We start from the raw sequence: 14,281 nt of genomic DNA on the forward strand, positions 1-14,281 counted from the left end.
GGGGTGGGCGAGGGTGGACCCGCGCAGGCCTGGACCGTGACGTGCGTCGCCTGACGGTCCGGCATCGCGAGAGCCGGTGCGCACACCTGCCCGCCGGGGCTCAGCGGCCGAGGGCGACCACCTCGTCCAGGCCGGCCTGCAGGTCGGCGACCAGCCCGGCGGGGTCGGTCACCGCAGCGGAGTCCACGTTGACGCCGATGCAGCACTGCGCCTCGTGCGAGAGCAGCGTGACCATCGCCGCGCAGCCGGGCAGCGGGCCGAAGGGGTACATCCGATCGATCCGCGACCCGGCGATGTAGACCGGGTGGGTCACCCCGGGCACGTTGGAGATCTGGACGTCGTTGGCGCTGGTCAGCCGCCCGGAGACCGCGCCGATGACCGGCGCGGGCAGCCAGCTCAGCGTCGGGGCCAGCAGGTCGGTGACCACGCTGGTGCCGCTGCTGTCGCCGCGGACCGACAGCACGAACTCGCGGATGGCCCTGACGCGCACCGCGGGGTCGGCCTCGTCGAGGGGGGCGGGGAAGCGCGCACCGGTGAACCGGTTGCCGCCCTCGGGCGCGTCCTGGGCGCGCAGGCTGATCGGGATGCCCACGGCGAGCGTGCCCAGTGGGGCGCCGTGCCGCTGGTGGTAGCGGCGGAAGCCCCCGATCACCGCGGCGAGGAACCCGTCATTGAGCGACCCGCCGGCGGCCTTGGCGCCGGCCTTGAGGTCGGCCAGCGGCACCTCGAGCACCTCCAGGTGCCAGTCGCCGCCGCGGGGGGTGAGCAGGGTGGAGCCGGGCCCGGGCGGGGTGAGGCTGCGCCCGGCCGAGGTCACCGACCCCAGCGCGGAGGTGACGGCGTCCCAGGGCCGGGCGCCGGCGGTGAGCGCCCCGACGCCGCGGCGCAGCACCGCCAGCGGGGCCGAGCGCGCCGTCCCGACCAGCTGCTCGGTGAGCAGCGCGGTGCGCGACACGTCGTCGTCGGGGGTGGGGACCGGGGGCTCGGGGCGGGCCGGGTCGTGCTCGGCGGTGCGGCTGTGCAGCCGGCTCATCAACTGCACCGCGCCCAGCCCGTCGGTGGTGCTGTGGTGGGTCTTGACGACGTAGCCGGCCCGCCCGTCGGACAGGCCCTCGACCAGCACCGCCTGCCACAGCGGGCGGTCACGGTCCAGCGGCGCGGAGACGAACTCGCCGACGACGTCGAGCAGCTGCCGCACCGACCCCGGCGCCTCCAGCCGAACCCGCCGCACGTGCGCGTCGAGGTCGAGCCCGGGCACGGTCACCCAGCGGGGGGCGCCGATGCCGAGCGCCGGCTCGACGACGCGCTGGCGCATCCGCGGCACCATCCGCGAGGCCCACTCGTGCGCGGCCCGCAGCCGCTCCCAGTCCGGCGCGGGGTCGAGCAGCTCGAGCAGCGCCACGTTGGCGCGCAGCCGCGGATCGGCCACCTCGGCGCGCCACATCGCCGTCTCCAGCGGGTTCATCTCCGGCGCGCTGCCCCAGGCCAGCGGCGGGGCCGGCACCGGGGCACCGGCGTCGGCGGTCGGCTCCTCGGAGACGACCGGCCGCTCGGCGCGGCCCGACCAGTTGGCCAGGGTGCGCAGGTACTGGTCGTGCACCTCGGCGACCCGCTGGTCGATCTCCGTGACGGTCCACCCCTCGGTGGGGATCGGCGGGAGGACGCGCACCTGCACCACGCCGGGGTGGATGGTCGTGGCGCCGCGCCACATCAGCTCGCCGGTGTTGCGCAGCACGATCGGCACGATCGGGGCGCCGGCCTGCATGGCGACGTGGAAGGCGCCCTTCTTGAACGGGCCGAGGGTCGGGGTGGCCGAGCGGGTGCCCTCGGGCGCGATCACCAGCGAGATGCCCTCGCGCAGCCGCTCGACGGCGGGCTCGAGGGCCCTGCGCGCCTGGGCGGGGTCGCCGCGGTCGACGAAGGCGACGTCGGCCAGCCGGAAGGCCAGCCCGAAGCCCGGCGTCCGCGCCAGTTCCTTCTTGGCCACGCCGGTGAAGCCGCCGCGCAGCAGCTTGGCGAGCACGAGGACGTCGAGCTGGCTCTGGTGGTTGAACAGGAAGACCGCGGGCCGGGTGGCCAGGTGCTCGGCGCCCTGGACGTCGAGCTTGACGCCGGCCAGCGCGCTGCCGAGTTCCCCCGCGAGGGTGATGCCCAGGTCGACCGCCTCGCGGCGGGAGCCGCTGAGCGCCCCGACGGCCAGGCCGGTGGCGAAGCCGCCGAGCATGCCCCCGACGCCGGCCACGGTGCGGGCGAGGTCGACCGGGGAGGTGCTGCCGCGGCGGCGGAAGCGGGCGATCGGCCAGGAGTTGTGTCGGGCCGCGGCGGCCAGCCCCCGGCCGGGGTTGAGCGCGCGGGCGCGGCCGACGGTGCGCAGGAACGGGACGTCCTCGTCGCCGTTGGAGTAGGCGTAGCTCTGCAGCAGGTCGATGCCGTGCTCCGCGGCGAAGGTGCGCACCGCCTCGGCCTTGCCCGTGCGCCACAGCAGCGGGCCCCCGGGGCGGCCGGTGCACACGCCGTCGACGACCTCCACCGGCGAGACCAGCACGTGCTCGACGCCCAGGGCGCGGGCGGCCGGCTCCACCTGGAAGCGGGTGGCCGAGGAGGCCAGGACGACGGTGTGCCCGGCCTCCAGGTGCGCCGTGACCAGGCGCCACGCCTCCGGGTACAACGACCCGGCGATGCCCTGCACGAACAGCCGCTCCCCGAGCTCGGTCAGCTCGTCCTCGGTGCGGCCGGCCCAGGCGCGCATGCCGGCCACGGTGAACCGCTCGAAGTCCTCCTCGGTGGTGACCCCGCGCAGGCCGTTGAGCAGCAGCTCGCCCATCGCGGCCGGCGTCACCTGCAGCGAGCGCAGGTGGTGGCGGGCGAAGGCGGCCAGCGAGTAGCCGTCGATGACGGTGCCGTCGAAGTCGAAGAACGCCCCGACCCGCGGGCCGGGCGGCGCCGCGTCGACGTCGGCGATCAGCTGCTCCTCGGTCCAGACGCCCGACCGCGCCATCGCCGCCGCGTGCTGGCCGAGCCCGCCGCCGGTCGTCGTCCCCTGGTCGGCCGTCACGGCTCCACCCCCACGTTCTCCCGCCGCGCCGCGGCGTCCAACTCGTCGATCACTCCCACTCGGCTCACCACGTCCCGGACCTGAGCCGCCCACTCCTGCCGCCGGCGGGCCAGGTCCTCCCGGCCGGGGTCGAGCAGGTCGAGGTTGGCGGCCAGCTGCAGGGCGCTGGTGAACAGCTCGCGGGACAGCGACTCGGGCCCGTGCAGCCGGCCCTGCAGCAGCATCTGCTGGCCGACCCCGCTGCACTCGGCGAGGAAGTCGGCCTGCACGACCGGCGCCCGCGGGTCGCGGGCGGCCAGCCGCTCGGCGACCACCAGCTGCGCGTCGACGAAGGAGCGCAGCACCCGGTGGGCCAGCAGCAGGGGCGCTCCGCACAGGACCTCGCGGCCGTCGGCGGTCTCCCACTCGGGGTCCAGCAGCGCGAGCTCCTCGGCCAGCCGGTCGCGGTAGGCGTCGCGCTCGGGGAAGAAGAACTCGAACTTGAGCTGGTCGCGCAGCCGGAAGGCCTCCTCCCAGCGGTCGACCGGATCGCGCAGCAGCACCAGCTCGGCGATGGCCCGGTCGACGACGTGGTGGATGGCGCTGTTGCGGTAGAACGCGGCCACCAGGTGCTGGCCGCGCTCGATGGCGTAGACCGGCTCCTCGCCGCCCTCGTAGGCGGTGACCACGCCCTGCTGGGCCAGCGCCGTGAGCACCCGCCGCACCCCGCCGCTGGTGCGCAGCGCCGCGCCGGAGTGCGGCCGGCCCTGCTCGGTGAGGTGGTCCAGGAGCGGCTCGAGCACCCGCTGCACCTGGGCGAGGGTGAGGGCGCGGTCGCGGACGCCGAGCAGCGCCAGGGTGACCAGCGCCGTCGCCGTCGCCGGGGTGACCGCGTTGATGCCGACGGCCACCTGGAAGGCCACCTTCTGCAGGGTGAGCCGGCGCGCGTCGGGGTCGGTGGGGTCGGCGCCGCTGCGCAGCGCGGCGGCCAGCGACAGCGGCTCGGCGAAGCCGACGTGCACCGTGCCCAGCGGCGTGCGCACCTGCTCGCGGATGTAGGAGGCCATCCACGACAGCCCCTCGCCGCGCTTGGCCGCGCCGCCCTGCTCGGCGGCCATGCTCGACACCTCGCGCAGCTGGTCGTAGGTGATCGAGACGGGGACGACGTAGACGTCGTCGACCCGGCCCCGCTCGACGGCGTCGGCGACGTAGCGCAGCAGCCCGTGCCGGGGCGGGCGCAGCTTGCCCGTCCGCGAGCGGCCGCCCTCCATGTACCACTCGAGGTTGAACCGCTTGGCCAGCAGGAACGCGAAGTACTCGCGGACCGCGAGCTTGTAGACCTGGTCGTCGCCGAAGCTGCGGCGGATGAAGACCAGCCCGGCGCGCTTGGCCAGCGCCCCGACCGGCCAGAAGTCGAGGTTCTCCCCACCGAGGACGTGGTTGCGGGGGAAGTCGTGCCGGGCCAGGACGTCGGCGAGCACGAGCGGGTCGACGTAGGAGCGGTGGCTGGGCAGGAACACCAGCGGGTGCCGCCGGTTGAGCTCGCGCAGGTCGTCGAGCCGGGCGGTGTCGGCCTGCACGTCCCAGGCGCGGGCGTGCACCGGCCGCAGCAGGCCGGTGAACAGCTCGACGGCGACCGGGTCCATGGCGGCGGCCAGGCCGTGCAGGTCCGCGACCGCCTCGGCGAGCACCTCCTCCTCCGGCCGGTCGAGCTGCGCGGCCAGGGCGGCGACCTCGCGGCGGAAGTCGGGGCTGTGCTCGATCGCCTCGGCGACCTGGCGCGGCACCTTGGCCCGGTCGCCGACCACCGAGCGCTCGGCCCGGTCGAGGGCGAGGGCGGCCTGGTGGGCGACGAAGCCGGCCAGCGAGCCGCTGCCGTCCCACCGGCCCGCCAGCTCTCCGACGGTGGCCGGCTCGGCGACCACCACGCGCGCCCGGTCGGGGTCGCGGCGCAGCGCGGCGGCCTGCAGTGGCGCCGGCGGCCGGCGCCGCAGCGAGGGGCGGGCGTCGTGCAGCCGCCCGCGGGCCGACCGGCCGGGCCGGGACGCGGGAGGCCGCCGGGGCGTCCAGGCCACCCGGACCGCCGTCACGACCGTGTCGGGGGAGGCGGTCGCCAGCGCCGCGGCCAGGGCCGTGCCGCTCAGCGGCAGCACGGTGACGCCGTCGCCGTCCGGCAGGGCCCCGGCGACCAGACGGCGCTCCACCTCGGTGCCGACGTCGGTCAGCACGAGGCGGGGGACGGCGGTGTCCACCAGCTCGGTCATGCGCACCTCTCCTCGGGACGGGTCCGGCGGGGTCGCCGCGGCGCGGGCGCGGGACGGCGGCGAGGGCAGCCTGCCCTCCCGCGACCGGCCGCGGTAGCCCCGGGTCACCCCGAGCGGAGCGTGGCGCGCAGCGCCTCCAGGCCGCTGTAACGCGGGGTCCAGCCCAGCTCCTCGCGGGCCTTGGTGGTGTCCATGATCGCCGGGTGGCTGGCCGCCTCCACCCACTCGGCCACCGGCGGCAGGAACGGCAGCTTCGACACCGCGCGGGCGGCCAGCTGCGCCGGGGCGGCCGGCAGCGGCAGCGGCAGCGCGCCGTACTCCCGGGCGACGTCGGCGGCGGTGAGCACGCCGTCGCCGGCGATGTTGTAGGCCCCGGGCGGGCCGGCCGCGACGACGCACCGCAGCAGCGCCTGGCCGACGTCGTCCTCGTGGACGACCTGCAGCGGCAGGGCCGGCACCGCGACCGGCACCGGGATCGGCAGCCGCCGGGTGCTCTGCTCGGCCAGCCACCGCCCCAGCGGGGCCAGCGGGCCGGGCAGCAGGTCCTTGGCGCCGACGGTGTGGGGGCCGAGCACCACCGGCGGGCGCAGCAGGTACAGCGCCATCTCCGGGTGGGCCCGCGCCTCGGCCTGCAGGAGCTGCTCGAGCTCGGCCTTCTCCTGGGCGTAGAAGAGCCGGGACGCCGGGCGCACCGGCCACTCCTCGGTCATGCCGATCGGGTTGTCCCGGTGGAAGCCGTAGGCGGCGAGCGAGGAGGCGTAGACGAAGCGGCGGGCGCCGGCCGCGGCGGCGGCGCGGAAGGCGTTGAGCGTGCCGTCGACGTTGATCGCCCGGGTGGTGTCGCGCGAGGCGTTGCCGGTGATGAGGAACGCCAGGTGGACCACGACGTCGGCCCCGGCGAAGGCCTCCCGCAGCGCGCCGGCGTCGCGGACGTCGCCGCGCCGGTAGGTCATCTTCGTCCAGCCGCGGGCGGCCGGGTCGAAGGGCCGGCGGGCGATGCCGACGACGCGGCCGACGCGCTCGTCGGACTGCAGCAGCGGCACCAGGCCCTCGCCGAAGGTGCCGGTGGGGCCGGTGACGGCGACGGTCAGGTCGGTCTCGGGAGCGGTCACCCGGGTTCGGCTACCCGGCGTCCCGCGCGGTGAACCGGGTTCCCGCGCGGGACGCCGGGACGGTCAGCGGGCGGCGGCCGCGGGCCGCCCGGCGGCCAGCGCGACGAGCTCGTCGACGCCGCGGCGGATGCCCTCGGACAGCACGTCGACGTCGGGGAAGGCGTCGAAGTCGGCGTTGATCCCGAAGGTCATCGAGTTCAGGTAGCTGAAGATGCCGATCGAGATGCGGGTGCCGCCGGCGATGGGCACGTAGGGGTGCGCCGACACCATCCGCCGCCCCAGCAGGTACAGCGGCACCCGGGGCCCGGGCACGTTGGTGGTCACCGCCTGGCACCACATCTGGCCGGCCTGCATCGAGGCGCGGACGCCGAGGGCGAGCATCGTCGGCGCCATGAAGTCGCCCATCGCGATGATCGAGCGGGCGTCGACGGCCGCCATCGTCCGCTTGTGCTCGTCCATCTGCCGGCGGATGGACGCGAGCCGCTCGCGGACGTCGCGCTCGCCCACCGGCAGGTCGACGAAGGCCGCCGTCACCCGGTTGTCGAGGGAGCCGCGCTCGCCCGCCTGGCGCACCGAGATGGGCACCATCGTGCGGACGACGGTGTCGGCGCCCAGCGCCCCGCGGCCCTCGAGCAGGTCGCGGAAGCCCCGCGTGATGGCGGTGAGGACGACGTCGTTGACCGTGCCGCCGAGCGCCGTGCGGGCGGCCTTGAACTCGGCGAACTCCGCGTCGGCCCAGGCCCACCGCCGGTGCGGCCCGATCGGGCCGGTGAGCGTGCGCGCCGTCGGGGTGACCGCCTGCCGGGCGAGGGCGGGCAGCACCGAGGCGGCCGCCCGGGCGCTGCTGACCAGGCCCTTCGCGCCACCGGTGACCGCGGCGGGGCCGGCGGTGAGCTGGCGCAGCGGCGCGGTCACGGTCTCGGTGAGCGCGCCGGCCACCAGGCCCGCGCCCGACGGGCTGCGCTGCGGCGACCAGTCGCGCGGCGCGGCGTGCTCGGCGTCGGGATCGAGGTCGAACACGACCTGCATCAGGTCGGTGCCGGCGATGCCGTCGACCATGCAGTGGTGGACCTTGGAGATGACCGCCCAGCGGTCGTCCTCCAGGCCCTCGACCAGCCACACCTCCCACAGCGGCTTGGCCATGTCCAGCCGCTGGCCGAGCACCCGGCCGGCGAGGTTGCGCAGCTGCTCGGGCCCGCCCGGCTTGGGCACCGCGGTGTGCCGCACGTGGTAGAGGATCTGGAAGTGCGGGTCGTCGACCCACACCGGCCGGCCCAGGTCCAGCGGCACCCGCCGGACGCGCTGCCGGTAGCGCGGGACCTGGGGCATCTTGCTCAGCAGCAGCCGCACCAGGTCGCCGTAGGAGGGGGCCGGTCCCTCGAAGACGGACACGGAGCCCACGTGCAGCGGGGCGTCCTCGCTCTCGGCGTAGTAGAAGCCGGCATCGGTCGCGCTCAGGCGGTCCACGGTCGCTCCTCGGTGATCGAGACGGTGTCGTCCGGTTCCGTGTCCAGCCGGACCGTCGCCGCAACACGGTCGTGTGGTGGCGGACACGCTAGGCGTGCCGCTCCTCACCCCGCCCGCCGGGCCGTGCCCGGACCGGCCGCCTCCACCCGGTCGAGCAGGTCCAGCAGCGCCCGGTCGACGACGGCCGTGCGGGTGAGGTTCACGCTGTGCCCGGCACCCGGGACGACGACCAGCTCGGCGGTCTCGCCGATCAGCTCGGCCAGCCGCCGGCCGTGCGCGGCCGGGGTCAGCCGGTCGTGCTCGGCGGCGACGACGGTGACCGGCACCCGGCCCAGCACCGGCAGCGACGCGGTCTCGTCGTGGTCGAGGAACGTGCCGTAGAAGGCCATCGTGATCGGCAGCGGCGTCTCCTCGAGCATGTCCTGCACCTGCCGCACGGCCTCCGGGGTGGCGTCGTCGCGCCCGAACAGGTATCGGCGCACGTAGCGGCGCCCGATGCGGGTGCCGCGGCGCCGGTACCGCTCCATGGTCGGCGCGAGCAGCCGCAGCCACCACAGGTACAGCGGCAGCAGGCGGAGCCGGCGCATGAGCCGGACCACGGTGCCCAGCAGCCCGGCGGCGACCAGCCCGCCGGCCGAGGTGGCCAGCAGGAAGGCGCCGACCACGCGGCTGCCGAACAGCTCCGGGCGCTGACGGGCCAGCGCCATGACCGTCATGCCGCCCATCGAGTGGCCGGCCAGCACGACCGGCCCCCGGGGGACGACGGCGTCGAGCACCTGGGCCAGGTCGCGCCCGGTGCGGTCGATGGTCGCGCTGGTGGGGTCGGCCCAGCCCGAGCGGCCGTGCCCGCGCTGGTCCCACAGCACCACGCGGGCGCGGTCGCGGACGGCGTCGCGCTGCAGGTCCCACTCGCCGAGCCGGGCGGTGAAGCCGTGGCTGAACACGACGGTGAGCGGCGCGTCCGCGCGGCCGTCGACCTCGACGTGCAGGTCGACGCCGTCGTCGGTGCGCACGGTGCTCGAGCCCTGCGGCGGCGGGCCGGGCTGGCGGGGGACGGGGGAGGCGTTGCCGGAGGCGGTGGGCACCGGTCCATGACAGCGCAGGCCCGGGACCCCGGCGACTCCGCGCGGCGGGGCCGGGTCAGCCGCCCGGCGCCGTGGTCTCGGGACGGCGGCCCGGCGCGGCGTCGCGGACCAGCCGGCGGGCGGCGTCGACCTCGCGGGCGACCGGGGCGAGCACGCCGTCGGCGAGGATCTCGGCGTCGTCGGGCGGCCGGTGCGCCGCGACGTCGTCGGCCAGCTCGCGGACCGCCCTGCGCAGCACGGCCACCTGCGCCGGGTCGGGTCCGTGCTCCCCGCCGCGGACGGCGATGACCGCCTCGGTGACCGCGTCGGCCGACCGCTCCAGCTGCACGATGACCGGCCACCAGGCGCCGGCCCGCGTGCTGATCGGCGGGGGCTCGGCCAGCCGGCGCTGCAGCTGGGTGTGCAGCTCGGTCAGGGCCCGGTAGGCGCGCCGCCGGGCCCGCCGCCGGCCGGCGGGGTCGTCGCCGAACGCCGCGCCGACGAAGTCGTCGAGGGCCAGCGCCGCGGCGCGCAGCGCCTCGTCCAGCGGTGCGCGCCAGGTCTGCGGCCACAGCAGGTAGCCGGCGACCAGCACGATGGCGCAGCCGATGAGGGTGTCGACCAGCCGGGCGCCGACCAGGCCGGGCCCGCCGGGGACGGCGAGGTCGAGCAGCAGGATGATCACCGGTGTCTGGAAGACCGAGAACAGCCCGAAGTTGGCGCCGCGCGCCCACGGGAGCAGCCCCGCGGCGAGGGCCAGGGCCGCCACGACCCAGGCGGGGCCCGGCAGCACAGACAGCAGCAGCGAGCCGATGAGGACGCCGAGCAGCGTGCCCGCGCCGCGCTGCACCGCGCGGGTGAACACCGACCCGAAGTCGGGCTTGAGCACGATGGCCACGGTGAGCAGCACCCAGTAGGGCCGCTCGATGGGCAGCAGCTGCCGGGCGACCTCGGCGATCGACATGCAGAGGACCAGCCGGACGGCGAACTCGCGGGTGTCGGAGCTGCCCAGCGTGCGGTCGGCGAGGTCGCGCAGCCGCTCGCGCCAGGGCAGCCGGGCCTGCGGGACCGCCGCGCCGGCCCGCTCCTCGGGGTCGCCGACGACGGCCCAGGCCAGCCGCACGCCGTGGCGCACCGCGCGGCGGACCGCCGGCCCCTCCTCCAGCGCGGGCGGCCGGTCGGCGGGCAGCTCGCGGGTGCCGGTGACCGCGGCGGCCAGCGCGTGCACCGCCGTCACGTCGTGCGGGTCGGCCTGCACGCCGGTGCGGGCGGCGGCGACGGCGGCCTCGACCAGCGGTGCGGCCGCGTTGAGGACCCCGGCCAGCTCGGCGAGCTGCCGGTTGCGGCCGGCGGCGAGGCTGCGGGTGCGGATCACCCGGTCGTAGGCGGCGTTGAGCGCGGTGGTCAGGTCGCGGCGGGCGTCGTCGGTGCGCTCGGTGCCGACGGCGGTGAGCAGCCCGGCGATGCGGGTGAGCACCGCCGCGACCGAGGCGCGGTCGGGGTCGCTGGGCTCGGTGGCGGCCTGCACGAGGGTGGCGAGGGTGGCCCAGGCGGCGCCGGTGAAGAAGAACCCCACCTCGGCGGTTGCCGACAGCGGGGTGAGCAGCCCTGAGGCCAGCGCGGTGTAGACCAGCAGCTGCAGCGCGCCCAGGGACATCGCCGAGTTCACCGCGCTGATGACGGCGGCCGCGGCCGACAGCCCGGCGACCAGGAGCACGGGCAGCCACCCGCCGCCGGTCGCGTACTGCCCGGCGACCAGGCCGACCGCGCCGAAGCCGACCGCGGCGGCGGTGCGGCGCAGCCGGTCGCGCAGCGGCCCGGCCTGCGGGGCCAGGCTCGCCGCCAGCGCGCCGGTGGTGCCGAAGACGCCGGCGCCGAGCGCGCTGCCGCCGCCGACGAGCAGGGCCACGGCCAGCGGCGCGGGCACCGCCACGGCGAACCGGACGACGTCGCGCCACGGCACGGGCGGGGGAGTGGTGCGGACCAGCTCCTCGAGCCACGCCGGCGCCCGCAGGGCCCTCTCCGCCACGGTCCCGAGCCTGCCACCCGGGGTGCGGGGCGGCCGCGACGATCAGGTCACCTGATCGTCGGGTGTCCTCCCCGACGGTGGGCGGTGAGGGTGGACGCGCTGCGGTGAGGGTGGACGCGCTGCGGTGAGGGTGGACGCGCCGCGGTGAGGTGGGCCCGGGTGTGCGGCGGTGGCTCACGCGGTGTGCACACGGCGCGGATCGCGGGGCACTCGAGTCGCGCCGTGTGCACGGGGCGTCGAGCGGGCGGTCGCCGTCGACCTCGCCCGCGCACGAGGCGGTCCACGGGGCCCGTGGCGCACGGCCGGCGCGTCGCGGTGGCGCGGGCCACCTAGGGTCGGCGGCCGTGAGCGCCACCCTCGGCGAGGTCGTCGCCGCCCTCGAGGCCCGCTACGACCCGGCGCTGGCCGAGAGCTGGGACGCCGTCGGCCTGGTGTGCGGCGACCCCGTCGAGCCGGTGGAGCGGGTGCTGGTCGCCGTCGACCCCGTCGCCGCCGTCGTCGACGAGGCGGTCGAGAGCGGCGCCGGCCTGCTGGTCACCCACCACCCGCTGTTCCTCACCCCGGTGCACGGCGTGCCGGCCGATGACCCGAAGGGGCGGCTGGTGCACCGGCTGGTCCGCGCGGGGTGCGGGCTGTTCGTCGCGCACACGAACGCCGACCGCGCCGCGGAGGTGGGCGTCAACGACGCACTCGCCGCCGTCCTCGGGCTGCAGGCCACCCGGCCGCTGGAGGCGGTCGCCCCCGGTTCACGGCAGGGACTGGGCCGGGTCGGCACGCTGGCCGAGCCGACGACGCTGGCCGCCTTCGCCGCGCACGCCGCGGCCGTGCTGCCGACGACGGCGGGCGGCGTCCGGGCCGCCGGCGACCCCGACCGCCCGGTGCGCACGGTCGCCGTCTGTGGCGGCAGCGGCGGGTCGCTGCTGCCGGCCGCCGCGGCCGCGGGCGCCGACGTCCTGCTCACCAGCGACCTCAGGCACCACCCGGTCTCGGAAGCCGGTGAGCTGCCCGGACCCGCCTTGTGCGACGTGGCACACTTCGCCTCCGAGTGGCCCTGGGTGCCCGTGGCCGCCGAGGTGCTGGCCGCGGACCTCTCCGGCCGGGTCCGGGCGGTCGCGTCGCACCACCGCACCGACCCGTGGACGGTGCGCGCAGGGGGGAACGGGGGACCGGCCGCACGCGTGGCCGGCTGAGCTCCGGGGTGCGACCCCGGGAGGAGGAGGGCGGGGATGGCGGGCGCACCGACACCACCGACGCGCAGGCCGGGAGGGACCGACGTGGCGCCCGCGCGCAGCGACCGCAGCCCGTGGAACTGGCTGCTGCTGGTGCCGATCGTCGTGCCGCTGCTGGTCCCGCTCTACAACCGCGTGGAGCCGACCCTGTTCGGCTGGCCGTTCTTCTACTGGGTGCAGCTGCTGTTCGTCGGGCTCGGCGTCCTGACCACCGTGCTCGTCTACCGGGCCACCCGCCGCAGCCCGGCCGACCGGGCGGCCGCCCGCGCGGCCGTCACACGCGACACCGCCGCACGGGACACCACCGCACGGGACACCACCGACCGGGACGGGGGGCGCTGAGCCGTGGACGGGGTCAACGTCGTCGAGCTGACGATCGTCGTCGTCCTGTTCCTGGTCGTCACCGTGATGGGGTTCGTCGCCTCGCGGTGGCGGCGCGCGGAGAGCCTCATGCACCTCGACGAGTGGGGCCTGGGCGGGCGCAGCTTCGGCACCTGGATCACCTGGTTCCTGCTCGGCGGTGACCTCTACACCGCCTACACCTTCGTCGCGGTCCCGGCCCTGATGTTCGGTGCGGGTGCGGCTGGCTTCTTCGCCGTCCCGTACACCGTCGTGATCTACCCGCTGGTGTTCCTCGTGGTGATCCGGCTGTGGTCGGTCAGCCACGTGCGCGGGTTCGTCACGCCGGCCGACTTCGTCCGCTCCCGGTTCGACTCCCCGGGCCTGGCGCTGCTCGTCGCCCTCACCGGGATCGTGGCGACGATGCCCTACATCGCCCTCCAGCTGGTCGGCATCGAGGCGATCCTCAAGGCGATGGGCGTCGAGGGCGAGCTGCCCCTGGTCGTCGCGTTCGTGATCCTGGCGCTGTACACCTACAACTCCGGGCTGCGGGCGCCGGCGCTGATCGCCTTCGTCAAGGACACGCTCATCTACCTGACGATCATCGTCGCGGTCATCGTGATCCCGTCCAAGCTCGGCGGCTGGGACGCGATCTTCGGCGCGGCCGAGGAGAAGTTCTCCGCCGGGACCGGCGCCGGTGTGCTGCTGCCGGCGACCGGCCAGCTGGGCTACGCGACGCTGGCCCTGGGCTCGGCGCTGGCGCTGTTCCTCTACCCCCACTCGATCACCGGCATCCTGGCGGCCAGCAACCGCGACGTCCTCAAGCGGAACATGAGCGCGCTGCCGCTCTACAGCCTCGCCCTCGGCGCGATCGCGCTGCTGGGCTTCATGGCCATCGCCGCCGGTGTCACGCCCATCGGCGAGGACGGCAACACGATCGTCCCGGTGCTGTTCCAGGAGATGTTCCCGAGCTGGTTCGCCGGCATCGCGTTCGCCGCGATCGGCATCGGCGCGCTCGTGCCGGCGGCGATCATGTCGATCGCCGCGGCGAACCTGTTCACCCGCAACATCTACAAGGAGTTCCTGAAGAAGGACGCCACCCCGCGCCAGGAGGCCCAGGTCGCCAAGGTGACCTCGTTGGTGGTCAAGGTCGGCGCGGTCGCGGCGATCCTGTTCATCGACCCGCAGTTCTCCATCGACCTGCAGCTCATCGGCGGCGTGATCATCCTGCAGACGCTGCCGGCGGTGGCCCTGGGCCTCTACACCCGCTGGCTGCACCGCGGTGGGCTCATCGCCGGCTGGTTCGCCGGCATGGCCGCGGGCCTGCTCCTGCTCTACAACATCCAGCGGGTCGGCCCGGACGGCACCGTCGTCCGCGAGCACTTCGGCGGGTCGTCGTTCCCGCTGTCGAAGCTGGGCCTCGACGTCGCCTCCAGCGTGTACGCCGGGTTCCTCGCGCTGCTCGTCAACCTCCTCGTCACCGTCCTCGTGACGGTGGCGCTGCGGGCGGCCCGGGTGGCCGAGGGCGTCGACGGGACGGCGGAGACCGACTACACCGCCGAGCGGGAGGACCCGACCTTCCGCGACCTGCCCGACCCGCTGGAGTCGGCCCCGCCGGGATCGACCGGAGGGGCCGACGCCCGCAGGTGAAGGACCCCCGTGCCCCCCACCGCTCGCAGGCTCGCGGCGGGACCCTGCACGGGGGCCGAGGGCCAGAGGACGGGACGGAGCCCCGGTAGTCGA

At 76.2% G+C, this 14,281-nt stretch carries 9 protein-coding genes; 3 read left to right on the forward strand and 6 right to left on the reverse strand.

Annotation, left to right across the window (positions count from 1 at the left end):
* Positions 1 to 100 precede the first annotated feature (100 nt).
* The 6 genes from BMZ33_RS10880 to BMZ33_RS10905 all read right to left on the reverse strand — a co-directional run bounded on the left by BMZ33_RS10880 (position 101) and on the right by BMZ33_RS10905 (position 10,970).
* Positions 101 to 3,055, reverse strand: a complete 2,955-nt coding sequence (locus tag BMZ33_RS10880) for a wax ester/triacylglycerol synthase family O-acyltransferase (RefSeq protein WP_091109987.1) — start codon at positions 3,053 to 3,055, stop codon at positions 101 to 103.
* Complete coding sequence (locus BMZ33_RS10885; RefSeq protein WP_091109989.1) at positions 3,052 to 5,298, reverse strand: glycerol-3-phosphate 1-O-acyltransferase; 2,247 nt, start codon at positions 5,296 to 5,298, stop codon at positions 3,052 to 3,054. The genes BMZ33_RS10880 and BMZ33_RS10885 overlap by 4 nt, the downstream gene beginning before the upstream one ends.
* 104 nt (positions 5,299 to 5,402) lie before the next feature.
* On the reverse strand, positions 5,403 to 6,410 hold the full coding sequence (locus BMZ33_RS10890; protein WP_091109992.1) for an NAD-dependent epimerase/dehydratase family protein: 1,008 nt from the start codon (positions 6,408 to 6,410) through the stop codon (positions 5,403 to 5,405).
* A 63-nt stretch (positions 6,411 to 6,473) separates the two neighbouring features.
* Positions 6,474 to 7,877 (reverse strand): WS/DGAT/MGAT family O-acyltransferase, encoded by a 1,404-nt coding sequence (locus tag BMZ33_RS10895; protein ID WP_091109995.1) that lies wholly within the window; start codon positions 7,875 to 7,877, stop codon positions 6,474 to 6,476.
* 104 nt (positions 7,878 to 7,981) lie between these two features.
* Complete coding sequence (locus BMZ33_RS10900; RefSeq protein ID WP_091109998.1) at positions 7,982 to 8,962, reverse strand: alpha/beta fold hydrolase; 981 nt, start codon at positions 8,960 to 8,962, stop codon at positions 7,982 to 7,984.
* 55 nt (positions 8,963 to 9,017) lie between these two features.
* Positions 9,018 to 10,970 carry an FUSC family protein gene (locus tag BMZ33_RS10905; protein WP_091110000.1) on the reverse strand — a complete coding sequence of 651 codons (1,953 nt, stop codon included), beginning with the start codon at positions 10,968 to 10,970 and terminating at the stop codon, positions 9,018 to 9,020.
* A gap of 344 nt (positions 10,971 to 11,314) precedes the next feature.
* On the opposite strand from BMZ33_RS10905, the gene BMZ33_RS10910 reads away from it, so the two are divergent.
* From BMZ33_RS10910 to mctP, 3 genes are all read left to right on the forward strand, one after another.
* On the forward strand, positions 11,315 to 12,160 hold the full coding sequence (locus BMZ33_RS10910) for a Nif3-like dinuclear metal center hexameric protein (RefSeq protein WP_091110002.1): 846 nt from the start codon (positions 11,315 to 11,317) through the stop codon (positions 12,158 to 12,160).
* A gap of 84 nt (positions 12,161 to 12,244) precedes the next feature.
* The gene (locus BMZ33_RS10915) at positions 12,245 to 12,541 is read left to right on the forward strand and encodes a DUF3311 domain-containing protein (protein ID WP_169064165.1); all 297 of its coding nucleotides are present in this window, start codon (positions 12,245 to 12,247) and stop codon (positions 12,539 to 12,541) included.
* Positions 12,542 to 12,544: 3 nt separating this feature from the next.
* Positions 12,545 to 14,188 (forward strand): monocarboxylate uptake permease MctP, encoded by a 1,644-nt coding sequence (gene mctP / locus BMZ33_RS10920; RefSeq protein WP_091110008.1) that lies wholly within the window; start codon positions 12,545 to 12,547, stop codon positions 14,186 to 14,188.
* The last annotated feature ends 93 nt before the right edge of the window (positions 14,189 to 14,281 follow it).

Source organism: Geodermatophilus dictyosporus, from assembly GCF_900115505.1.
GTDB classification, from domain to species: domain Bacteria; phylum Actinomycetota; class Actinomycetes; order Mycobacteriales; family Geodermatophilaceae; genus Geodermatophilus; species Geodermatophilus dictyosporus.

Coding starts and splice junctions, on each gene's coding strand:
- BMZ33_RS10885 (WP_091109989.1), bottom strand. CDS start 5,298: ATGACCGAGCTGGTGGACACCGCCGTCCCCCGCCTCGTGCTGACCGAC.